Below are 24,242 nucleotides of genomic sequence, written 5' to 3' on the forward strand. Positions count from 1 at the left end.
GCATTCCACAACACCAAACGTTCGCACCATCACGGGCGTCACGAGAAGCACCCTCCTCGGTTGCGCCTCCGCGTGCCGCTAACTTAACGGCATTGAGATGTGGTGGCCTTCGGTCCAGGCGGCGGGTTTGCCGCAGCCGGGGAACGCGCAACCGTGATCGCGTGCAGTCAAGGCGCGTTTTTGTTTCGCGGTGACGGTGCGGGCGGTGCGGGCGAGGTTGAGTGGGTTGCCGTTCTCGTCCATGACGATGGCGGTGAGAAGACAATCGCAGGCGAGTTGGCGAGAGGTGTTGCGGGAGAGCGGGCCCATCCACGGCAGCCACCCGACCGACGTGCCGTCGCCGAACAGGTCCCGATACGCACCGCGATCCTGGCTCGGTCCGGCAGCGCTGTAGGTCTCGAGTTCATCCGCCGCGTCCCACTCGGTCGGGTCGGATCGTATTGGGTCGGAGTGGATCGGGTTGCCGGCGTCGATGTCCACCGGGTCGGCTGGATCGGCGTTGTCGGATTCTGCTGCAGCGCGGGTGGTTTCGTCGTCGGTGATGTCGTCGGTGTTCTGACCGCTCAGGTTCTGGAGGTCCTGCAACCGGATGTGCAGGTTGATGTGCGGTCTTTCGCCGCCCTCGGTGGGGCGATCCTTGGTAGCAAGGTAGTGGTCGAGGATCTGCCCGAATGCGTCGGCGCGTCGCCTCGCAGGACTGCGTTCGTCGGGGGTGCCGTCGGCTGCGGGCCGAGGTTCGGTCAGCGGTGAGAGTGCGGTGACGAGCTTTTCCGCGGTGACGGCATCGAAGTCGGCCTTGAGGCACAGGCGTTGGTTGAGCATCTTCGATGCGAAGAGTTCGTTGCGGTCGGTGTCCTCAGGGGGCGGCTTGTCGCTGCCGTAGGTGTCTTCGAGTTTGGTGATCGCTTCACGGATCTTGTCGGTGCGTGCCCCAGGCCCGGTGGCGGCGGTGATCATCGCGGTGCGGGCGATATCGCGACCCTCTTGCGGGAGGTTCTTCGGTGGTGTTTCGGCGAAGGTGAGGATCAGGGCGGCGTGGTCGACGGACATGACGCCGGTGTTGACGGCGTCGGCGATGTCGGGGAAGTTCTTCAGTCCGCGGGCGAGGGCAACGATCTTGGTGGCTTTGCTGGGGGTGAGCAGGGTGGTGGAGGTGAGCCAACCGGCGGGCCCGGGGAAGCCGAGCTTCTCCCGGCTCACGCGGGTGTCGATGTCGGCGACCAGAGCAATCCGCCGTGCTTCGAGCAGTTGGATGTCGTGGGAGACCGCGGCAGCGTCGGCGAGCAGTTCTGCTTCGCTCAGTTGCCAGATCTCCGTGGTCATAGGAAGAAGTGTATCGAACGGGTGTTCGATGCGCAATGATGGTGCAATCGAAAACTATTGCTGTGCAGAAGGATTCGGGATACGGAACCTGTCAGTGGTCCGTGGTAGAGGCTCGATCTCCCCGACGATCGCACCAGACCGCCATTCTGCGGCGACAGGAGCTGTGGAACACGGCCGGCTCCCGTGTCAGCGCCTCAGTAATAGTGGTGCGCGTTGCGCAGTCGATACCAACAGAGACCACTCGACAGGGTCCGGCCGTGCACAATTTGCCGGGGCGCGTCAGTACACCTCGCGTTGACGTTCCTGTTCCAGCACCTGCTCGAGGTCGTTCAATCGGTTCATCGACGACACCTGTCGCGCGGTGCGGTGGTTCAGTGCCAGCATCTCGCGGTGTCGGTGGACGAAGGCCCAGTAGCCGGCGGTGAAGGGGCAGGCGTCGTCACCCAGCCTCTTTTTCGGATTGAATTCGCATGTGCCGCAGTAGTCGGTCATGCGGTTCAGGTACGCCCCACCCGAAGCGTAGGGCTTGGTGGCGATCACTCCGCCGTCCGCGTGCTGGCTCATGCCGATGACGTTCACCGGCATCACCCAGGCGAACCCGTCGACGAAAGCCGTCGCGAACCACTCGGTCAGCGCTCGTGGGTCCCAGGCATGTTGCAGCGCAAAGTTTCCCAGGATCATCAGCCGCGGAATGTGGTGCACCCAGCCGCGGTCGCGTACGCCGTCGACGGTACTGGAGAGGCATTTCGCCACCACCGCATCGCCGTCCAACTCGAGAAGCCAATCCGGTAGTGGCTCATGGGCTTCGAGTTTGTTCCGTTCGAGGTACTCCGGCCCCATATGCCAGTAGAGGTGCCACACGTATTCGCGCCAGCCGAGGATCTGCCGAACGAAACCCTCCACGCTCGCCAGCGGGGTGCCGTCGCGATGGGCGTCCTCGGCGGCGTGCGCCACGTCCAACGGTTGCAGCAGACCGAGGTTGAGCGGGACCGACAACAGCGAGTGCGACATCGTCCAGTCGTCGGCCATCACTGCGTCCTCGTATTTGCCGAAGTCGTCCAAGCGGTAATCGATGAAGTGCGACAACGCTTCCGAGGCCTCGGAGGCAGTTACCGCGAACACTCGTGGCCCGTCGACTCCGACTGTGTCCAGCTCCCACGAATCGAGATCGGCACGCACCTCGTCGTCGATGGCATCCTCGGTCGGCCACCACGGTTCTTCCACGCCCAGGGTCAGCCGACCCTTCGGGGGTGGCGACTGATTCTCGGCGTCGAGGTTCCATTTGCCAGAGACTGGGTCGGCACCGTCCATCAGCACATCGAATCTTTTGCGCTGCTCGCGGTAGAACGTCTCCATGCGAAAGGTTCCGCGCTCGGCCGCCCAGTCGGCGAACTCGGCCCGGGGGAGCGCGAACATCGGCGTCGGCAGAATTTCCGAGACCAGACCCTCCTCGTGCAAGGCAGCGACAAACATCTCCGCCGCATGCGAGGTGGGCTCGAACACCACCACGGGCTTGCCGTACTCGGCCAGGGCTTCGCGATACGTCTCGGTCTGCAGATAAGTGACGCGATCACCCAGCTCGTCGGCCAGATGACGCATCCCCGACAGCACGAGATGGAGCTTCTGTCGGTGGTATCGCCGGCGTCGAAACACGCGCCGGGACTCGATCATCAGCACGTCTCGCTCGGCATGCTCGTCCACGGAGTGGAAGTGCGGGCCGAGCTGATCACCGAACAACCACAGAGCGTCCATTCTCGGAGTGTTCTCCCGCAGCGACGACGGCAAACCAGCGTCCGCAGCATGGCCGGCTGGTGAACACTGTGGCCGACCCAGGCGCGCCTTACTTGACCACCGACGATCCATCGCATGGACTGACCCGATGCCCGCTGATTCTGCGCTGTCCAGAAGAACGTTTCTTCGCTCGTCGTCGGTGGCCGTTGCCGTGGCCGGAGTCGTCACGACACTGCCCGCGGTCGCCCACGCCCAAGGCAGCGACCGAGGCTTTCTGCACGGGGTGGCATCGGGAGATCCGTTGCCCGACGCGATCATTCTGTGGACCCGCATCACCCCCACGCCCGACGCCACCCCAGGCTCCGGCGTCGGCCCGCAGGTATCGGTCACCTGGCGCGTCGCCCGGAACGTAGACATGAGTGGCGTCGTCGCCTCCGGAACCGTTTCCACCGGCCCCGATACCGATCACACCGTGAAAGTCGACGTCGACGGCCTCAGCGCAGACACCACGTACTTCTACGATTTCCGCACGAACGACGCGGCGTCGGCCGTCGGGACCACGCACACCGCCCCGGCCAACGATGCCGACATCGATGCGATGCGTTTCGGCGTCGTCTCGTGCTCCAACTGGGAATCGGGCTACTTCGGTTCCTATCGCCACCTGGCAGCCAGGGGAGACCTCGACGCCATCGTCCATCTCGGCGACTACATCTACGAGTACGAGACGGGCGGCTTTCCGGGGCGCGACGGCGTCGTCCGACAGCATTCGCCCACCCACGAGATCGTCACCCTTGCCGACTACCGCCAGCGTCACGGTCAGTACAAGTCCGACCCGGATCTGCAAGCAGCGCACGTCGACGTGCCGTGGATCTGCACGTGGGACGACCACGAGTCGGCCAACGACGCCTACGACGGCGGTGCCGAGAACCACACGCCGGCCACCGAGGGCGATTGGTACACGCGTAGGGCCAACTCCGAGAAGGCCTACTACGAGTGGATGCCGGTCCGCGCAGCAGGCACTGCCACCAACCGTCACCTGTACCGCAGGCTGCGGTTCGGCAACTTGCTCGAACTCTCGATGCTGGACCTGCGCACCTACCGCTCGCAGCAGGTGTTGCCGTTCAACGGCCCCGAGGTCGATTCACCGAACCGCACCATCACCGGTGCCGAGCAGATGCAGTGGCTCACCGACGGCATCGTCTCGTCGCCGACGCAGTGGAAGATCGTCGGCAACCCGGTGATGATCACGCCCACTCTGATCCCACCGCTCGATCGAGACGCAGCCAGGGCCGTCACCTCGCTCCTCGGAATCCCGGAGGGCGGCTTGCCCTACAACGCAGATCCCTGGGACGGATACACGGCCGACCGCCGCAAGCTGCTCGGTGCCATCGTGGACGCAGGCGTCGACAACACCGTCTTCATCACCGGCGACATCCACTCCGCTTGGGCCTGCGAGGTACCCCTCGACGCAGCGCACTACGCAACGACGGAACCGGCTGCCACCGAGCTCGTCGTCACCTCGGTGAGCTCGGCCAACATCGACGATCTGACGCACACTCCGCCGCACACGCTGGGCCGGGTCGCCGAGGAAGCGTTCAAGGCGCTCAACCAGCACGTGAAGTTCGTCGACCTCGACAGTCACGGTTTCGGCGTCTTCGAGGTCACCAAGACGGCGGCTCGGATGGACCACTGGTTCCTCACCGCCAAGGAGGATCCGCGGACCGGCGTGTACTGGGGAGCGGGCTTCACCGTCGACTCCGGCACCCAGCGGCTTCGGGCGGCGGCACCGCCACTGGGCTGACCCGCCATACTGGACGGCGTGGCTGTACCGAAAATCGTCCTGTTCTACGTGCTCACTCCATTGCCAGATCCCGAGGCGATCCGGCTGTGGCAACACACGCTGGCCGCGTCCAACAACCTGACCGGACGCATCCTCATCTCCGAACACGGCATCAACGCGACGGTGGGCGGCGACGTCGACGACGTCAAGAGGTACGTCCGCGGCACCCGCAGCTATCCGGCCTTCAAGTCGGCCGACATCAAGTGGTCCGACGGACTCGGCAACGACTTTCCGCGATTGAGCGTGCGAGTGCGCGACGAGATAGTCACGTTCGGAGCCCCCGGGGAACTGAAGGTCGACGCCGACGGCGTGGTCGGCGGTGGCACTCATCTGAGCCCGCAGCAGGTGCACGAGCTCGTCGATTCCCGCGGCGACGACGTGGTCTTCTTCGACGGCCGCAACGCGTTCGAGGCGCAGATCGGTAGATTCAAGAACGCGGTGGTCCCCGACGTGGAGACGACGAAGGACTTCGTCTCGCAGCTCGATTCCGGTGCCTACGACCATCTGAAGAAGTCGCCGGTGGTCACGTACTGCACCGGGGGAGTGCGGTGTGAGGTGTTGTCCTCGCTGATGGTGGCTCGCGGGTTCGAGGAGGTCTATCAGCTCGACGGCGGAATCGTCCGGTACGCAGAGACTTTCGGCGACGACGCGCTCTGGGAGGGCTCGCTGTTCGTGTTCGACAAGCGGATGGCGCAGAACTTCTCCGACCACACCGCCGTCATCGGTCGCTGCAGCGCCTGTGGCAATCCGACGTCGCGGTACCAGGACTTCGACGGTGATGCCGGCCGTGGTTTGCGGTTGATCTGTCTCGACTGCGCCTGAGTGATGCTGCCCTTTCGAGACGGTCTTGCGCCTCTGAGACTGCTTCTGCCGCATGGTGATCCGGCCACCACCATCGTCGAATATCTCGAACGTGAGATGCCCGACGACGATTGGCGTCGGGCAATCGGCGACGCCGAACTGGTGGACGAGAAGAGTCGGCCCATAACTTTGGACACTCGCTACCGCGCCGGTAGCCAGGTGTACTTCTATCGTGTTCCGGCGCATGAGGTTCCGGTGCCGTTCGAGATCGGCATCCTGCACGAGGACGACGACCTGTTGGTGGTCGACAAGCCACATTTCCTCGCCACCATCCCGCGTGGTCGGCACGTCACCGAAACCGCGACCGTGCGGCTGCGCAAGCAGTTCGACTGCCCCGACCTCACGCCCGCGCATCGACTCGATCGCGCCACCGCTGGAGTGCTGCTCTTCACCAAGACCAAGCATGCCCGACGGCCGTATCAGGAACTCTTCTCGACGCGCAACGTCGCCAAAGAGTACGAGGCCGTCGCGGGTTTCGATGCAGCACTGCAGTTTCCGCGCGTCGTACAGAGCAGGATCCTGAAGGAACACGGTGTCATGACAGCGTACGAGGAGCCGGGGGAGCCGAACAGTGAGACCAGAATCGAGCTCATCGACACTCTCGGCGACCTCGCCCGCTATCGACTCTTCCCCAAGACGGGTAAGACCCATCAGCTGCGAATCCATCTGTCGTCGTTGGGGATTCCCATCGTCAACGATCCGTACTATCCGGTGTACACATCGACTCCCGCCGACGACTTCACTCGGCCGTTGCAGCTCCTGGCCCGGGCACTGGACTTCATCGACCCGCTCACCGGCGAACAGCGGCGATTCGCCAGCGCCCGAGAACTCCAGCTCTGACGCTCAGAATCGTTCGTTCGGACGATGGTGACAATTCGGACGCGAGGTTAGCGTAACGATCGAAACATGTCCGATGGAGCACAGAGGAGAACTGCGTGAAGCGTCGTATTGCTGTTGTGTTGGGAGCTGCCGTCATCGCCATAGCGTCGCCAGCGGTTGCCGTGGCCGATACCGGAAGCGCGAGCACCGGTAGCTCCGACAACCTCGCGGCCTTGTTCGGCGCACTGCCCGCGATCTGGCAGGAGTGTGGACTGCTCGTATTCACCGGCCAGTGTGGCGGTGTCGTGACCCAGCCCCCCGTGTAGACACCAACCCAACCGACAAACGCGCGCGCGTTCGCCAGACGCTCGCGGAATGGTCAACAATTCCGCGAGCATCCAGCAAACGCGCGCGCGTTTGCGTGGAGCCTGAGCCCTACTTCGCCAACGACCGCGCCATTCCGCGTTCGACGGCGGCGACCAGCTGCGGTCGTAGTTCGGCGGCGGGGACGATGTGGTGCACCGATCCGACGCTCTGTGCGCGTTGAATGTTGTGGATGGCCTCGAATTCGGCGGCCACTTCACCGAGTTTGGCGTTGCGGGCGTTCGCTCGCACGGTGGCGAGCTCGACGCGCAGAGCCGAGCGGGTGGCGTCGTCCTCGGCTGCGTTCAGTCGTGCTTCGAGCTCCTTGACGTCGGCGTCCGCTGCGGTGCGGGCGTTGACGTCGCGGGTGAACACCACTGCGGCTGCCGGGGCACCGCCGAGTACGGAGGCGAAGGAGCCCTCGACCGCGAGGACCTCCATATTGTCGTTGAGTGCTCCGGAGAACACCACGAACGCGCCGCCGTGGTAACGCGAGACGACACAGAACACGACCGGTCCGTCGAAGTTGACGATGGCGCGGCCGATTTCGGCTCCGTATTCGAGCTGGATGTTGCGCAGCGACTCGGGTGATCCGTCGAAGCCGGAGAGGTTGGCCAGCACCACGATCGGCCGGCTTCCGCTGGCGGCGTTGATGGCGCGTGCCGTCTTCTTCGACGAGTTCGGGAACAGGGTTCCCGAGGTCCACTGATCGGGGCCGTCGGACGGGAACCAGCCCTTGCGGGGGATGGCTCGCGATTCGATACCGATCACACTGACCGGGATTCCGGCGAGGTGGGCGTCGAACACCACCGAGGTGTCGGCGTCGGCCATGTCGGCCCACCGCTCGAGCACCGAGTGGTCCTGGTCGACCACGGCGCGCATCACGGTGCGGATGTCGAACGGCTTCTTGCGGTCCGGGTTGGTGACCGAGGAGAAGATGTCGCCGACGGTGGTGAAGTCGCTCGACGGGTGCACGTGCGGGTAGGTGCGTACGTCACGCTCGGTCGGGTCGGCGGTGGCTGCACGGCGTGGGAAGCGTTCTCCCGGTGCGGCATACGCGTGATCGTAGTGAGCGAACAGGATGTCGCATGCGGCTCGCAGGTTCGGTGCCCAGTACTGCGCCTGGCCGTTGGGGCCCATGACGCGGTCGTAGCCACCGATACCGAAGTTGTCCTCGGCCGAGACGCCGCCGGAGTAGTCCAGGGACTGCTTTCCGGTGAGCACCATCGCACTGTCGGGGGTCATCACCAGGATGCCCTTGGTGTGGGTGAGCATGGTGGCTTCGGCGTTCCAGTACGGCTGCGCGCCGACGTTGATGCCCGCGACGACGATGTTGATCTCGCCGCCGGCCTGGGTGAAGGTGATGATGCGGCGCAGGCCGCGCGAGACCCAGTCCATGTTCTCGGTGCCCGATTCCATGGAAATCGTTGCGCCGGAGGATAATGCGAACCATTCGACGGGAGCCCCGAGTTGTTCGGCGAGGTCGATGGCCGCAACGATCCGCGAGCACTCCGCCTCGGCGACGGTGCCGAGCGCCTTGGTGGGGTCACCGAAGAGTGCGACGCGGATGATGCCCTCGGGGTACTTGGCGGTCGGGGTGGTGGCCACACCGACGATGACGCCCGCGGAGTTGCGGCCGTAGGGACGATCGACCGGGGCGAGCACACCGTCGGCGTCGAAGTCGTACTCGGTGAACGTGCCACCGTTGCTGCTGAGCAACGGAATCAGCTCGTACGGGTACACGGTGCCGCGGGCCTGGGACCGCTGCACCTTCTGGGTGTATTCGTCGAGCGGGCGCATCGGCTCGGTCGGCGGCGGAGTCACCTTGGCGACGATGCCGGCACCGGACCGGTACGACAGGCGCAGCGCCACCTCGCGCGGGGTCGCGCCCGGTGTTTCGGCCAGGCGAGCGATGAGGGTGATCTCTTCGAGTCCTGCACCGATCGTCAGCGGCGCGATGTGCCGGGCGATGGTGGCGATGCGGTCGGCGGGCACGTTCAGTACCGGCCAGACGTAGAGCACAACGCGGTTGGCGTCGAGACGCTTCTTGCCGCGTCCGGCCTGTGCGCGGCGGATGCCGTCGAGGCAGGCTGCGACGGTGCGTTCGATTTCCGGCACGGCGACGATGTTTCCGGCGTCGTCCAATTGTGTTGTGATGCCGCGGATTTCGGCGAGGGCGACGAGTCGCTCGTCGGACGGGTTGGCCTTGGACGTCAGGTGGAACAGGTAGGTCCCGGCGCTGGCGGGCAGGCGAACTCCGTCGAAGTTCTTCAGTCGCCACAGGTCGAGTCGCTGACCGGTGAGTGGGTGCATGTCCCGGATGATGGTGTCCTCGGCGAGGGGCTCGGATCCCTCGACCGTGGTGCGGCGGTACGTCATCTTTCGCGTGACCGCGCCGAACACGGTGACCGTGACCCGGCGCCAGCGGCCGGAGCCGGAGTGGGCGGCCAGAACTTCCTGCAGTCGGGCCGAGAGCACGTCGCCGTCGGCGGGGGCGTCCGGCCACGACAGGTACAGGTCCACGGCAAGGTTTTCCGGCGACGGGCCGGCGATGTCCTCGACGGCGTCGAGAGTCGTTGCGAGGGAGTCGAAGTCCGTCGCGGTCGAGATCAGATGCAGTCGTTCGCCCGAGAGCTCGAAGTTGCCGGTGACGAAGTGCTTACCGTCGCGGTCGAAGGCCTTGACATCCTCGAGGGTGCGAATTTCGTAGTACTGACGGGTGATCACCTCGAGCAGAGCACCGGGCTCGGTGATCCGTTGTGCCAGAAGCTCGATCAGCGGTTCCGGTGTCGCCACGAGAGCTGCTACACGCGCCGAGTAGTCGGCTGCGTCCGGGTTCTCGGCGAGGTACTGCAGGCTGCCGCGGACGCCGTCGTAGACCTTCTCGCGGGCGATCCGGATCTGCGGCTCGTCGAACAACCGGAAGCGCAGGTTGCGGGCGACGTCGCCGATGACGGGGTAGCGGGCCTGAGTGGCACCGATGAGGCGCTCGAGTACCTCGGCCATGGCCGGGGTGGCCTCTGGCTGGGCTGAGGAGTCGCTGAGCCAGTGGCCGAGCAGCGCCGCGATCACCGGAACCTGGTTCTCCATGCGCTGCAGGGCGAGGAAGACGCGGTAGACGGCCTCTTCGAGAGCCGGGGTTCGGCCCTCGTCGATGGCAGCGTCGTAGTGCGCGAGCGCGCGAGTGAGCTTGGCGCGGAACGACTCCGGCAGACCCTGTACGTCCGCGTCGAGCGAGTGCAGGAACGAGTGGAAGTGCTCGCGGGGGGAGTGGACTCGCTCGTCGTTGTTCTCCTCGTCCATCGTCGGACGGTTGCGGGAGAGCTCGCAGATGTCGGCGAAGGTGTTCAGCAACGCCAGTTCGGCGGTGACCAGCTCCGAATCGTCGCGTGGCACCTCGGCACGCAGAGTCTCGTAGGTGGACAACAGGTTTCGAGCCCGGGCACCACTGACGTCGAAGCCGGTGATGAGGGCGGCAAGTTCGTCGAGCCGGTCCAGAGCGCGACGCTGCGGCGAGCGCTGCGCGGCGTCGTCGACGCCACGGAACTGCACCCGAGGTGCCTGCTCGGAGACTTTCTGTTCTCCGGCCTGATCGACGCGCAGCAGTGCAGCTCCTGCGTCGACCTGTCCGTTGACCGAGGCCAGGACCTCACGCACGGTGCCCGCGTACGGGGACCGGACGGCAGTTTCCATCTTCATCGATTCGAGGACGACGAGGGTCTGTCCTGCTTCGACCTCGTCGCCGACGGCGACCGGGACGGCGACGACGACAGCGGGTGCAGGCGCGCGGACCAACCCGGCCTCGTCCTGGGAGATCTGGTGGCTGATGCCGTCGACCTCGACGAGGAAGTGGGCGGCTCCGGCGACGGTGACCACCTGGTAGCGGCGGTCACCGATGACGAGGCGGCTCTCGTAGGTGCCGAGGCGCTCGACGTCGACCTGCAGTTCGCCGATGCCGTCGCTTTCGATGCTGTAGCGGTGAGTTCCGGTCTGGCCGACCTCGAGCTTGTAGGCCTGGCCCTGGTAGTTCAGCTCGACGGTGCGGCCGATGGCGTGTGTCGCGCGTGGGCGGCCGCCGCGAGCGGAGTTGAGGAACGAGGTGCGTTCGCGGCCTTCTTCGGCGTCGTAGGCGTCGATCGCTGCGGCGATGATGGCGATGTCGGCGACGGCGGTCGGCCCCACCTGGGAACCGGCTTCGGTGCGGTCGAGCCAGCCGGTGTCGGCGGAGGCGGAGATGACTTCCTCGCGGTCGAGCAGGCTGAGCAGGAACGACTTGGTGGTGGTGCCGCCGTCGATGACGACCGTGGTCTCGCGCAGTGCGTTGCGCAGTCTCGCCAGCGCTTCGCTGCGGTCGCGGCCCCAGGCGATGACCTTGGCGACCATGGAGTCGTAGTCGGGTGGGATGACGTCGCCCTGGGCGATGCCGGTGTCGACGCGGATGCCGGTGCCGAGGGGGAACTTGAGCAGCTCGACGGTGCCGGGGGCCGGTGCGAAGCCGTTGTCGGCGTCCTCGGCGTTGAGGCGGGCCTCGACGGCGTGACCGAACTCGGGCGGGCAGTCGCCGGGCAGTGCCTGGCCGTCCGCGACGAGGATCTGCAGCTTCACCAGGTCGATGCCGGTGGTGTATTCGGTGATCGGGTGCTCGACCTGCAGGCGGGTGTTGACCTCGAGGAACGTGAAGATCTTCTGCTCGGGCTGGTAGAGGTACTCCACGGTGCCCGCGCCCTGATATCCGGCGGCCTTGACCAGCTCGGCCGACGCGGTGCGCAGCTGATCGGACTGTTCCTTGGTCAGCAGCGGAGAGCTGGACTCCTCGATGACCTTCTGGTTGCGGCGCTGAATCGAGCAGTCGCGCACACCGGGGGCCCACACGTTGCCGTGACTGTCGGCAATGACCTGGACCTCGACGTGCCGGGCATCGGTGACCAGACGCTCGAGGAATACGACTGGGTCGCCGAACGAGCGCTCGGCCTCACCCTGGGTGCGTTCGAGGGACAGTTCGAGTTCGTCCTCGTGGAAGACCTTGCGGATACCGCGGCCACCGCCGCCCGAGCGGGCCTTGATGATCAACGGGTAGCCGATCGCCGCGGCGTGCCGACGGGCGTCGGCGCGGGTCTCGACGGGGCCGCCGGACCACGGTGCGACGGGAACGCCGACTTTCTCGGCGAGAATCTTGGCCTCGACCTTGTCGCCCAGCAGGCGCATCGCGTCCGCGGACGGGCCGATGAAGGTGATGTTCAAGCGGGCGACCAGGTCGGCGAACGTCGGGTCCTCGGCGACGAAGCCCCAGCCGACCCATACGGCGTCGGCCCCGGATTCCACCAGTGCCGCTTCCAGCACGCCGTAATCGAGGTAGGCCGAACCGCTCGCCGGCTTACGCAGCGTGACCGCTTCGTCGGCCAGGCGGACGAACATGGCCCGCTTCTCGGCCTCGGTGTGCAGCGCTACGGTGCGGATGCCGTAATCGTGTTCGGCGTTGAGCTCTCGGACGGCTCGGATCAGCCGTACTGCTGCCTCGCCTCGGTTGACTACTGCAATCCGCTTGAACAACGTATCTCTCTTCGCTCGGTGTAGGCGCACATCGCGTCGGTGCACTCGATGGGAGGTGGGTCCGGCTGGGCATGTCCGTTTGATGGTTGTCGGGTCGTTCCGCAGGCTCCGGTCCTGCGCCCATGCAGCACTCCGGTCGACTTATTCTAGCGGCAACCGGGCCCTGTGCCGTGCCAACGGCGTTCGGGGTGAGTGTGATTGATCACGAACGAGCCAATTCAATGCTGTGACAACGCATTCCGTACTGGACATTTTCTTTACTCTGCCTCACATCGGATTCGTACTCACGAGTAGCGTTGTCGGGAAGCATAATTCGTGATTCCTCACCATCTCTGGCTACCGGCGAGTACATTACCGACGGGTACAGGTCGACGAAGGCGGTTTCGGACGAGCAGCAGGTTGCCGAGGAGGCGTTCATCCGGTGTGTCCGACGCTCTTGTCCGGTATCCGCAACGCGTTGACCCACAGCCTTGTCGCAGTGGCGAGCAGCGCCTCGTAGTCGGCGTCGGGATTGTCGTCCTCGGCGTCGACGACGAAGTGGTTGAACGCGAGACGACTGATCATCGACGACAACGCGCGGGAGGCGAGCAGGGGATCGAGGTCGGTATCCGCCACGCCGCGTTTCTGCAGGCTCTCGATACTGCGTGCATTGCGTCGTACGAACGCGTCGGCGCGTTCGCGGCGCAGGCGGCGAAAGTCGGGATCGATGTTGGAGACCTGCTCGAGCAGTGCCATCAGCTTGGCGTTGCGCCGATATGCCTCGAAGTACGCCCGGTTGCTGGCTGCGATCACGGCAGCGGGATCGTCGTGCGGGTCCACCCGTTCCGTGCCGGGGTGCAGCATGTCGTCCCTGGCCTGTTCGAGCACCGCGGCCAGAATCTCTTCCTTGCTGGTGAAATACGTGTAGAAGGTCCCAGCCGAGCAGTGCGCGGCTCTGGTGATGTCGATCAGCCGGGAATCGAGGTAGCCGCTGTCCTCGAACACGCGTCGGGCGGCTGCCACCAAGGCGGATCGGGTCCGTAGCCCGCGCTGGGTCGTTGGCCGGCGAGTCGGCTGCTCCCCTTCGGACACCGGTGCGGCAGGCATTCAGTCTTTATACGTCATCGCTCATCGCCGTCGGGGCGAACCAGCCGGGTGAACCGCACGCCGCTGTCGAACTGGCGTGAGTGCAGATGCTCGAACCGTCGTGCGATCGGCGGCTCGGGTCCGGTCTCGGGCGCGAACAGCCCGATGCCTCGGCCGAGCACGACGGGATAGACCTTGAGAAACAGCTCGTCCATCTCGTCGACGAGCTGCCCCGCGAGGTGGCCGCCGCCGCAGAGCCACACGTCGGCGTCGCTGTCCTCGGCTTTGAGTTCTCGAACCAGGTCGATCGGGTTCCGGCCGACGATCGGCTCGGTCGGGTCCGTCGCGGCAGGCAACGTGTGGGAGAGCACGTACTGCCGCAGATGGGGGTACGGGCTGGTGATGCCGATGTCGAGTGCGGGTTGCAGGGTCGCCCGGCCCATCACCACGGTGTCGAACCGCGCCGGCGGGGCATCGATGCCGAGTGCGGTGCGGACGTGCACCGGCAGCGTCTCGGGCAGCTCGGTCACGATGGCCTCGAGGTGATCACCCTCGGTCGCGAAGCAGTCGTAGGTGCCGTCGGGCGCGGCGATGAATCCGTCGAGTGTGACGGCGATGTAGTAGACCAGCTTGCGCATGCGACGCTCCTGCGATCGGCGGCCGGTGCGTGTCCGGACGGGCCGCGTTTTCTGTTGTCGTTCCAAGCAACCGAGTCGGTCTTTGTGACCGAACACTAGAACGCATTCTGTGTGCTCGGACCCCGGTGAACAACTGCTTTTCAACGGCTACTGTGACGCGGGTGCGTAAGCACTGTCCCCTGGCGGGACGGCCATTCGAGCATTTGTGGGGAAACTGTGACGGCTGCAGCGGCTACCGGTCGTGAATACGACGACGAGCTCAAGAGCAGGGTTGCGCGCCTGTTGCGCTTCCTGCGCGAGATAGTCGAGGCGCGGTCGAATCCGGTCCTGAGGTTCGACGATCATGTCCAGGTCGAGTGGCTGTACTCCAGTGAGATTCCGGTTCGTCTCGACCCGAAGGCCGGCCAGGGCGGGGTCGTACTTCGGGCGCCGCGCATTGCCGTCGACGACCCGCCCGAGCCACCGGCGCTTCTGACGGGTTGGCTCGATCCCCAGGTCGTCGGTGACAGTCGCTACCGCGAGATCGAGCTCGCCGACGCGTCGACGGCGGCATCACGTCGTCGCGGCGAGGCGCAGGAGTCCGACGCCGATTTCGATATTCGCAAGGCCTACGAGATCAAGAAGGCTTTCGAGCAGTACTCGGAGTCCTGGAAGCAGTGGGCTCAGGAGGATCGAGACCGGCGGCCCAAGGCAGCGCTGTACCAGGCATTGCAACTGATGATGCAAGAGCTCGCCTCGCGCCCCGAGTCGATCGAACTGGTGGTGGCGTCGGGTCTGCTGACGTCGAGCAACCCCGACCCCCAGCGCAGCGTGCGTACTCACCTCCTCACCCAGTCGGCCGGAATCGAACGTGATGTGCGGACCGGCGACCTGTTGGTTCGACTGGTCGCCGGTAGTACCCCGCGTCTCGAGGACGGCCAGCTGCTCACCGGATCGAAGGACTTCGATACCTCCGGCTCGGTGGCTCTCGCCGAGAAGCTGCACGGCAACGTCGACTCGCCCCTCGGTGAGGGCGTCGAAGAATTCTTGCGTGAATGGGCGACGCGAGTTCCCCGTCACGAGATCGAGGTGCTCGATCGCCTCGGGCCCCCGGGAGCTCTCGCGTACATCGACGACGATCGAACGCTGACGGTCTCGCCCGCACTCGTGCTCCGAACCCGCGACTCGTTCGCGCTGGTCGAGTACTACGAGCAGATGATCGCCGATCTCGACGCCGCCGACTCACCGGTTCCGCTGGGCCTCGCGCAACTGGTCGACGCGATCGAGCCGGCCGATCGGATGGCATGGCTCGAACGGACCGGAGCCGGCGCGTCGGCGGCGCTGGCCGAAGATCCTCTGTTTCCGCTGCCGGCCAACGCCGAGCAGTCGCAGATCATCGAACGGCTCGGACGCGACAGCGGTGTGGTCGTCGAAGGGCCGCCCGGGACGGGGAAGACCCACACCATCGCGAACCTGATGTCCGGGCTGCTGGCGCGAGGTCAGCGGGTTCTGGTCACTAGTGAAAAGTCACAAGCTTTGCGAGTCCTGCGCGACAAGCTGCCGCCCGAGTTGCAGGAGCTCTGCGTCTCGATCACCGACCTCTCCCGTGGCGGTTCGGACGAGTTGAATCGCAGCGTCGCCAAGATCGCCGAGCGTAAGACCTCGTTCGACGAAGCCAGTGAGCAGCAGAAGATCGACGCGCTCACCACCCGCCGCGCGGCCGCGCTCGCTCGTCGGACGGAACTACTGAACCGTGTCAGCGCCCTTCGCGAATCCGAAACCGTTGTGCACGAATATGTTTCGGATGGGTACGACGGCACGGTGGCGTCGATCGTACGTAAGGTCAAAGCAGCCGAAGGCGCCCACGAGTGGCTGCCCGGGCCGTTGCTCGCCGACCGGCCACCGTTCGACGGTGCCCAGGTCGACCAACTCCGAGCGCTGATTGCGACGTCCGACGGAGCCCGCGAGCAACGATCGCGCCAGGTGCTGCCGCGTCCCGAAACGATGCTGCCGAATTCGGCCGAACTCGCAGCGCTGTGCCGGCGTGTGCATACCCTGATAGACGCCGTCCCGCCGCTGGCTGCCGACCTGATCACGTTGCTGAGCGGCGTCGAACCTGCGGTCTCGTCCGATATCCGTTCTCTCTGCGAGGAATTGGCGGCTCGCGTGCGAGTGGTCGCGGAGCTCGATGCCACGTATGCGCGAGTGACCGACTCGGTGCTGTCCGGCGAAGCGTCTCACCTGTGGTCGCGGGTCAGCGGAATCGACGACCTCGTTGCCACTGCCGCAGCGTCCGACCGGTACATCGGCGCGCACGACGTGCAGTGCTCGTCCACGTCTGCTGCGACTCTGCAGGCTATGGATGCGCTCGCAGCTGCGCTGGAATCGGGAATCGAATGGAAGCCGCGGTTTCGGCGTAGCGAGGAGCAGAAGGCAGTCGAAGCTCTCGGCATCGTTGCCACCGTCGACGGGCAACCGGCGACGAGTGCGATGGCCGCTCGGCTTGTCGCGGAACACATTCGGGCTCTCGACACCGTGCAGACGGCGGCGGTGTTGCTGGCCGACCTGGCGATCGTCGTCCCCCTAGACGGCCCTCGATCGATTCGCGTCAACACCGTTGCGCAGATCGCCGATCGACTCCGTTCCGTAGCGGCAGTGGTTGCCGCTCGTGACGCACTGGTACACCGGCTCTACACGGTGTCGCCTGCTGCGCCGTGGATTCGAAGCCTCGCCGAAGCTCAGGAGATAGCCGGAGCCGCTGCGGCCATCTCCGCGCGCGTCGACATCGACATCGCCCGCGCCGAGCTGGACGCTCTGCAGTTCGCGGTGGCCACTCGTATCGACGCGGGACCGTCCCCCGAAGGTCTGAATCTGGTGACGGCCCTCGGCGCTGCCGATCCTGCGGAATTGGCGGGCGCGGTCTCCGCCTACGCTCAGGCCTGCGCGGAGCAGGAGAATCAGCTGCTGCTCGAGTCGATGTCGGCCACACTGTCGGCAGTCGCGCCGGCCCTGTTCGAGTTGGTCAAGGACACCGCGGCAGACCCGGAATGGGACGAGCTCAGTTGGCAGCTGTCCAAGGCGTGGGCGTGGCGTCGCGCGCGCGAATGGGTCGGTGAGCAGCACCACGGGGGTCTCGAGCAGCAGCTGGAAGCGGAGTTGGCCGCCGCGGATGTCGACATCGCCTATCTCACGACGCGTCTCGCTGCCGCGAGTGCCTGGCTCAACAGCCTGCAGCGGATGACGGCCGTCGAGGTTCGCGCACTGCAGACTTACCGCGAGCACATTTCCAGTATCGGTTCGGGTGCCGGCAAGTACGCCGAAACCTACCGCAGCGCAGCACGATCGGCGATGCGAGAGGCACAGAGCGCGGTGCCCGCATGGGTCATGCCGCTCTCCCAGGTGCTCGCGTCGATTCCGCCGGTGCCGGGTAGCTTCGACGTCGTCATCGTCGACGAGGCCAGCCAGGCCGACATCACGAGCCTGTTCCTGCTGTACCTCGCGCCTCGGGTGATCGTGGTGGGAGACGACCGGCAGTGCGCGCCCGCCGATGTCCCTCAGGCCGGCACGCTCGAGGACGTGTTCGACCGCCTCGATGTATATCTCCCGGACCTACCGGAGCACGTGCGGGCGACGCTGACACCGCGGTCGAGTCTGTTCTCGATGCTGCGCACCCGGTTCGGTCAGGTGGTGCGACTACGAGAGCACTTCCGTTCTATGCCGGAGATCATCAATTGGTCGAGTCAGCAGTTCTACGGAGACTCGCCACTGGTGCCGGTGCGGCAGTTCGGTGCCGATCGCCTGCCGCCGCTTCGGCACACGTACGTTCGCGGGGCGACGGTCACCGGAAAGAACGCCTCGCTCGTCAACCGGACCGAGGCCATTGCCATCGCGGAGCAGATATCCGAGTGCCTCGCCGATGCCGCGTACGACGACCTGACCTTCGGAGTCGTTGTGCTGCAGGGGCAGTCGCAGGTCGACGAGATTCGCAACGAGCTGATCAAACGTATCGGCATCGAGCAGTGGGAACAACGCCGCTTGCGAGTGGGCACGCCACCGGACTTCCAGGGCGACGAGCGCAACGTCGTGTTCCTGTCGATGGTGGTAGCACCGGATCAGAACTTCGCCACCCTGACCTCGAACCAGTACAAGCGTCGGTTCAACGTGGCCGCGTCGCGGGCGCAGGATCAGTTGTGGCTGTTCCATTCGGTCACCGTCGATCGCCTCAAACGAGCAGACCTGCGTAACTCTCTGCTCGGCTACGTCACGTCGGTCTCGCCTGCTCCCGCCGATCCGATGCCCCAGAACGTCTCGCGCGAGATCAGGAAAGCCCCGTTCGAGACGCTGCTGGAACAGCAGCTGTTCAACGACCTCGTCGAGCGTGGCTTCCACGTCAATCCCGGTGTCGAAGTGAACAATCGGCGTATCGCGCTCGTCGTCACGGGGGAGTCCTCTCGCCTCGCCGTCGAATGCGACGGTGATTCGTTCTCGACCACCCCCGCGCAACGATCGGCGGATCTGCAACGCGAGCAGGAACTCAAGCGATGCGGGTGGACGTTCTGGCGCGTGCGGGAATCGGAGTACCACCTCGACCGTGACGGTGCTCTCGACAGTCTGTGGTTCACCCTCGCGCGATTGGGAATCAAGCCCGGTGCCGTTGGTGCGGAAGGCGGAACGGCGTCCGAGGAGACCTGGACACCGGTACCGCTCGAGTCCTCGCAGTTCGACGATTCCGGGGCTTTCGAGGCTGCGACACGAACGAACGCACCCGTTCGGCATGATTCGGTGCTGTCTCTGTGGACGATGCCTCGCCTCGACATACCTACCGACAACACCGCCGACACCGACACCACGAACGGAACCGGCACATCCAGACGGTCGGGGTCGACCAACGGAACCGGTGCTGCGAACGGTTCGAGCACGATCGACGCGACCGGAGCTCCGCGCGCGTCCACACCCCCGACAGCACCGAAAGTGCCTGCTGCAGCTGCGGACTCGGACGGACCGGGTGCATCCGATTCGGTCGACAGCTCCGAAGAAGTGCGGGGCGCGGTCGACGGAGTCGAATCGAGTGGTGGCGTCGAGGAGTCCGAGAGCTCGGTCGACGAGGTGGTCGCCGAGCACCAACTGCCTCTCAACGGACTGCGGGGATACACCACGCGCCGCAGCCCGTAGGTGTAGTCCGCGGGAGTCGCGGCCCATCAGCGTGCAGCTCGTTACCGTCGTAGTCTGGTTCGCGGTATTCGTGCACGTTCGAGCAAAGAGGGTCGCCGCCGATGGCAGATCGACAGACGCAGGGGCTGCACGCCGACAGGGCGGTGCCCGAACGGCCCGGCCGAACACTTCGTCGGCGAATCATGGTCCCGGCCACGGTCGTTGCCCTGTGTGCGGTGCTGTTCGGGCTCCCCATGTGGACCGTGCTGTTCGCGGGGGCGCAGTGGCCGCCGGTGGTTCGGCTGCTCGGCGCGGCACTGGTGATCGCTGCCGCGCTCGCCTTGCCCACCGCGATGTATCTCGGTCACCGGCCCGGCATCGAGGGGGACAGGAAGGACGCCTGGGCGCGTCTCGGCGACGTCCTGCTGGGTCTCGCCTGGATCGCGTTCGTATGGTCGGCGCTCTCGCTGTTGCTCAGGCTCGGGCTGTGGGCGGCCGGTGTCGACGATCCATTGCGGTCGCGAATCACGGCGGCGGCGACGGTGACAGTGATCGTCGGCCTTGCCCTCTGGGGCCATTACGAGGCCATGCGGACCCCGCGCGTTCGGCACACGAGCGTCAGCATTGCCCGGCTCGGTGCCCGATTCGACGGCCTGCGAGTCGTCCTGGTCACCGACACCCACTTCGGGCCGGTGAACCGAACCGTGTGGTCGAGGCGACTGACCGATGCCGTCAACGCGCTCGAACCGGACGTGCTCGCGCACGTCGGCGACATTGCCGACGGTTCCGTGTCCACGCGCAGGCAACAGGCTGCGCCGCTGGAATCGATGCGCGCGTCCGCCGCCCGCGTCTACGTCACCGGGAATCACGAGTATTTCGGTGAGGCGCAGGAGTGGCTGGACCACATGCAGAGCATCGGGTGGAACGCGCTGCACAATCGTCATGTCGTGCTGCATCGAGGTGACGATGCCTTGGTCATCGCCGGTGTTGACGACGCCACGGCAGCAGGGTCGGGTGCCCCCGGCCACGGTGCCGATCTGGCTGGGGCACTGGCCGGGGCCGATCCGTCGATCCCGGTGTTGCTGCTGGCCCACCAGCCGAAACAGATCGGCGACGCCGTCCGAGCGGGCGTCGATCTACAGGTGTCCGGCCACACCCACGGCGGTCAGATCTGGCCGTTCGCGGCATTGGTTCGACTGGACCAGCCGGTGGTGCACGGACTGAGCAGGCATGGAGCGCGTACGCAGCTCTACACCAGTCGGGGGTCGGGATTCTGGGGGCCGCCGTTCCGGGTGTTCGCACCGAGTGAGATCTCGGTCCTGACGTTGGTGGCAGGCTGACGCGTCGGCACCTGGCAGTATCGGACGGGTGAGGCACACGGGAGAGATCCAGGTAGTCGCAACCGATCTCGACGGCACGCTACTTCGTTCGGATCGAACGGTGTCGGCGCGGACGGCAGATGCGATGGCCGCGGCCGAAGCCGCAGGCATCCGGGTGGTGTGGGCGACGGCGCGGGCGCGGCACTCCATCGCCGAACTTGCGGCGTCGTGTGGGTTCACCGGTACGGCAGTGGGAGCGAACGGTGCGGTGGTGCTGGACCTTGCCGATGGCAGCCCGGTCATCGTCGCGACCAGGTCGGTGCCGACGGAGACGGTCGCGGCTGTCACCTCCGCTGTTCGATCTCTGGTTCCCGGCGTGGCGTTCGCAACTGTGGGTGCCACTCGTTTCGTCGCCGAGTCGCGATACGCGGAGCTGTGCGTCTTCGCCGACCATCACCGCCACCCGCACGAGATGGAGCTGTCGGAGGACGGTCTGTCGGCCGACATCGAGCCGACAGTCAAAATTGTTGCACGACACAGTGATACACCGAGCGAGGAGTTGTACGCGTTGGTGGCCGAGGCAGGTCTCGTCGGAGTGGAGCTGACGCACTCCGGGGCACCGTACATCGAGATGTCCGCCGCCGGGGTATCCAAGGCCACTGCTCTGGCGGAGTTGTGCGAACAGTGGGGCGTAGCTCAGGACGACGTGGCAGCGGTGGGGGATGCGCGCAACGACCTTCCCATGCTGGCGTGGGCCGGTACCGCGCTGTGTCCATCGAATGCTGCGGAGCCGGTGCGCGCTGTGGCCGATCGTGTACTGCATTCGCACGACGACGATGCGGTTGCTCGCTATCTCGAAGAACTGACCGAGCGTCGAGTGCAGCGGTAGTCGTTCGCGATACTGTTCTCGGTCGACCGGCCCTCGACCCACCCGGGTCCGACATCACGGATCGCGTTGTCTCCGAACAACAGTGCGCTGCTGTGTGGAGTCGTCGAGGTAGGTTCGGCGGACGCCGGTAGCCTCGGTCGTGCCGAATCGACCACCACGAAGGGCCTGCAGTGAACGACTCTCCCACGACCCGACCGTCCGAACCCACCACGATCGCCGAGTATCTCGACGCTCATGCACTGCAGGTGTTGCCGCTGGACGGCGCTGCGGCGGCCGATCTCGGCATCACGGTGCCGGTTCCCGCGGGGTGGCAGACGCTCGATCCGGCACAGTTTCCCGGTGCGACCCAAGTGACGGTCGAGCCGAACCTGGTGGAGAACGGTTTCGCGCCGAATGCTGTCTTGCTGGTCGGGAAGCTTTCTCACTCCATCGACCCGGAAGCGTTGATGGCGTTGGGTTTCGGTGACGGGCGCGCGATGCCCGGGTGGGTCGAGCGGGAGGCGAGTACGGCGTCGTGGGTCGGTTGGCCGTCACGGTTCATTCGGGGCACCTACGTCGCCCAAGGGCTCGAGGCTGCGGTGACGACGCGCTACGCAGTGGTCGGCGAGGGAACTCAGTACTTGGTCCAGTTGACCGTGACGACGCTCGAGTCTCAGCTGGATGCGCTCGCATTCGACGTGTCCGCGATCAACGACGGACTGACGCTTCCCGCGGCGTAGAGGCACTCGGATTTTCTATGCCAACCCCGTGCTGTCGGGCCGGGAAAGATGCAGTCGGGCGGACGCCCCGGCGACCGAGCCGCAGCAGTCCAGGGCGCACGGAGTCTGCTCCGCGCGAGAGTAAGCGATGCCTGTCCGCTCTATCGCCGCAGACGGCGACCGAGTGCGCCGGGCAGCGACACCTGGGTATGCCGCACCGATCCGGCTAGGGTCGTTCGCATGTCGATCAGAACCGGCCGCGTTCGGCACCTGTCGGTGGTGCCGGATATCCCCGAAGCCGACGAGCCGGCCGAACCCAGCGCGACGGAGGGTGCCGCGCGTGGCCTGGCGAATCTGGTGCTGAGGGTGAGTATCGATCACACGCGGCCGTCGATCTGGCGACGAGTGCGCGTGCGATCGGATCTGTTGTTGTCCGAGTTGCATTCGGTACTGCAGATCGCCGTGGGCTGGGAAGACCGACACCTGCACGCATTCAGTGTCAGAACCGCGGGGGCGACCCGACGGTTCGAGATGCAGGAGACACTCGACGACGAACCGGACGACGACGCCTCCAGTGAGGAGCGGGTACGCGTCGACGAGGTGTTGACGCACCCGGGATCCGTCATGACGTACGAATACGATTTCGGTGACGGGTGGACCCACACAGTCGAGCTGGAACACGAGGACTCCGATATCGACGACCTTCGTTCGATCTGTCTCGACGGTGCCCGCGCGTGTCCTCCCGAGTCCTCGGGCGGTCCGTCGCGCTATACCCAGGCGCTGGACATCGCGGCAGACTCGTCCGACCCCGAACACTCCGAACTTCTCTCCCAGTGGGGTCCGACGTTCGACCCGGCCCGTTTCGAGGTCGATGCAGTCAACCGCGTGCTGCAATCGGCAGATGTCGGTAGGTCGACGCTCGCCGAAGCTGTGGCGGCCGCACCGGCCATCGGGCGACTGTTCGACCGAGTACGACCCACCCAGGTGCCGTCATTGATGGCGTTGCTGCCCCGGTGCGAGCTCACCGTCGAGAGTTCGGTGGACCTGCCGGTTGCCGAGATCGCGATGGCCAAGCTCACCTGGTTCCTCCGAATGGTCGGCGACGGCGGGGCTGTCCTCACCGATGCCGGCTACCTCAAGCCCGCGTTCGTGGCAGCGATCCGCGACGAGCTCGATTGGGGTCTGGGGTGGGTGGGGTCGAGCAGCCGCGAGATCGACCACCATCAGGTCACCGACTTGCGCGAGGCGGTCCGACACCTCGGGTTGACCCGCATCGCGAAGGGGCGGCTGCTGCGCACGAAGCTCGGCGAATCACTGGCCGACGACCCGATCGGCATGTGGCGGCATGCGGCCTCGCGGCTTCCGCTGGGGAGGGAGACATACGAGACCGATGCCGCGACGCTGTTCCTGATCTCCCTGGCCGCATCGGCCTCAGCGGCCCACCGTAACGAGATGCTGATCGAGACGGTCTCCGAATTGGGCTGGGCCAGTGAGGATTCCGGCGTGTTCGACGCCAAGTTCGCTGCTCAGACGACCATGAGCTTTCTCGACCTCATCGGTGCCCATGGCCCGAGCTTCTACTTTCGGGAAGCCGTGTCGGACTCACCGAGTTGGTCCCGTCGATTTGCACGCGACGCTTTGTCCAGTTGACCGCCGATTCCGAGGCGTGCGGTGCCGTCTCGGCCGGCTCGACGCCTCTCCAGCGCCCTGACCTGCCGATTTGCGTGTGTGGGGTTGGTGGCGTAACTTTTGTCGAGTCAGAGCGACGGACACCGACCCGGTCTTCACGGACTGGGTGAACGAGGTTGGACGTGTGGCTCGGCAGGTTTTATCCCCCAAGAGTCGGGCCTTGTGTCCGAGACCAAGCTGGGATAGACTGGAACAGTTGCCCTTGAGGCCTACGGATTGTGTGTTCGTGGGGTTCGAGTGTGTGCGTGTTCTTTGAGAACTCAACAGTGTGTCGATGAATGTCAGTGCCGAATTTTATTTGGTGAAAGCATTCGATGTATCAGCCAT

14 protein-coding genes are annotated in these 24,242 nt (G+C 65.6%); 9 read left to right on the forward strand and 5 right to left on the reverse strand.

All coding sequences use genetic code 11. The features are described from left to right. Positions 1–78: 78 nt before the first annotated feature. Together AB0O58_RS25545 and AB0O58_RS25550 are read right to left on the reverse strand one after the other, a co-directional pair. A complete protein-coding gene (locus tag AB0O58_RS25545; protein ID WP_366238971.1) occupies positions 79–1,323 on the reverse strand; it encodes a DUF222 domain-containing protein in 1,245 nt (414 codons plus the stop codon). 279 nt (positions 1,324–1,602) lie between these two features. Beyond that, complete coding sequence (locus AB0O58_RS25550; RefSeq protein WP_032375473.1) at positions 1,603–3,075, reverse strand: cryptochrome/photolyase family protein; 1,473 nt, start codon at positions 3,073–3,075, stop codon at positions 1,603–1,605. Positions 3,076–3,202: 127 nt separating this feature from the next. Here AB0O58_RS25550 and AB0O58_RS25555 point away from each other — a divergent pair, with 127 nt between their 5' ends. The 4 genes from AB0O58_RS25555 to AB0O58_RS25570 all read left to right on the forward strand — a co-directional run bounded on the left by AB0O58_RS25555 (position 3,203) and on the right by AB0O58_RS25570 (position 6,900). Further along, positions 3,203–4,855: an alkaline phosphatase D family protein gene (locus AB0O58_RS25555; RefSeq protein WP_032375472.1), complete on the forward strand. Its 1,653-nt coding sequence runs from the start codon at positions 3,203–3,205 to the stop codon at positions 4,853–4,855. Between the two features lie 18 nt (positions 4,856–4,873). Then, the gene (locus AB0O58_RS25560) at positions 4,874–5,716 is read left to right on the forward strand and encodes a rhodanese-related sulfurtransferase (RefSeq protein WP_366238972.1); all 843 of its coding nucleotides are present in this window, start codon (positions 4,874–4,876) and stop codon (positions 5,714–5,716) included. A gap of 3 nt (positions 5,717–5,719) precedes the next feature. Beyond that, positions 5,720–6,595, forward strand: a complete 876-nt coding sequence (locus AB0O58_RS25565; protein ID WP_283551023.1) for a pseudouridine synthase — start codon at positions 5,720–5,722, stop codon at positions 6,593–6,595. A gap of 95 nt (positions 6,596–6,690) precedes the next feature. Further along, positions 6,691–6,900: a hypothetical protein gene (locus tag AB0O58_RS25570; protein WP_032375470.1), complete on the forward strand. Its 210-nt coding sequence runs from the start codon at positions 6,691–6,693 to the stop codon at positions 6,898–6,900. Between the two features lie 109 nt (positions 6,901–7,009). Here AB0O58_RS25570 and AB0O58_RS25575 read toward each other — a convergent pair whose 3' ends face one another. From AB0O58_RS25575 to AB0O58_RS25585, 3 genes are all read right to left on the reverse strand, one after another. After that, the gene (locus AB0O58_RS25575; protein ID WP_366238973.1) at positions 7,010–12,487 is read right to left on the reverse strand and encodes a carboxyl transferase domain-containing protein; all 5,478 of its coding nucleotides are present in this window, start codon (positions 12,485–12,487) and stop codon (positions 7,010–7,012) included. 414 nt (positions 12,488–12,901) lie between these two features. Further along, positions 12,902–13,573, reverse strand: a complete 672-nt coding sequence (locus AB0O58_RS25580) for a TetR/AcrR family transcriptional regulator (RefSeq protein ID WP_048315815.1) — start codon at positions 13,571–13,573, stop codon at positions 12,902–12,904. 14 nt (positions 13,574–13,587) lie between these two features. Next, positions 13,588–14,190, reverse strand: a complete 603-nt coding sequence (locus tag AB0O58_RS25585; protein ID WP_094714463.1) for a dihydrofolate reductase family protein — start codon at positions 14,188–14,190, stop codon at positions 13,588–13,590. 216 nt (positions 14,191–14,406) lie between these two features. On the opposite strand from AB0O58_RS25585, the gene AB0O58_RS25590 reads away from it, so the two are divergent. From AB0O58_RS25590 to AB0O58_RS25610, 5 genes are all read left to right on the forward strand, one after another. Next, positions 14,407–19,341: an AAA domain-containing protein gene (locus AB0O58_RS25590; RefSeq protein WP_366238974.1), complete on the forward strand. Its 4,935-nt coding sequence runs from the start codon at positions 14,407–14,409 to the stop codon at positions 19,339–19,341. 101 nt (positions 19,342–19,442) lie between these two features. Then, positions 19,443–20,660 (forward strand): metallophosphoesterase, encoded by a 1,218-nt coding sequence (locus AB0O58_RS25595; RefSeq protein WP_045840976.1) that lies wholly within the window; start codon positions 19,443–19,445, stop codon positions 20,658–20,660. Between the two features lie 28 nt (positions 20,661–20,688). Next, a complete protein-coding gene (locus AB0O58_RS25600) occupies positions 20,689–21,528 on the forward strand; it encodes an HAD family hydrolase (protein ID WP_027497968.1) in 840 nt (279 codons plus the stop codon). Positions 21,529–21,698: 170 nt separating this feature from the next. Next, the gene (locus tag AB0O58_RS25605; RefSeq protein ID WP_045840977.1) at positions 21,699–22,247 is read left to right on the forward strand and encodes an LpqN/LpqT family lipoprotein; all 549 of its coding nucleotides are present in this window, start codon (positions 21,699–21,701) and stop codon (positions 22,245–22,247) included. Positions 22,248–22,466: 219 nt separating this feature from the next. Then, a complete protein-coding gene (locus tag AB0O58_RS25610; RefSeq protein WP_032375465.1) occupies positions 22,467–23,876 on the forward strand; it encodes a plasmid pRiA4b ORF-3 family protein in 1,410 nt (469 codons plus the stop codon). Positions 23,877–24,242: the final 366 nt, after the last annotated feature.

This window comes from Rhodococcus sp. NPDC080181, assembly GCF_040702225.1.
Classification (GTDB): domain Bacteria; phylum Actinomycetota; class Actinomycetes; order Mycobacteriales; family Mycobacteriaceae; genus Rhodococcoides; species Rhodococcoides fascians.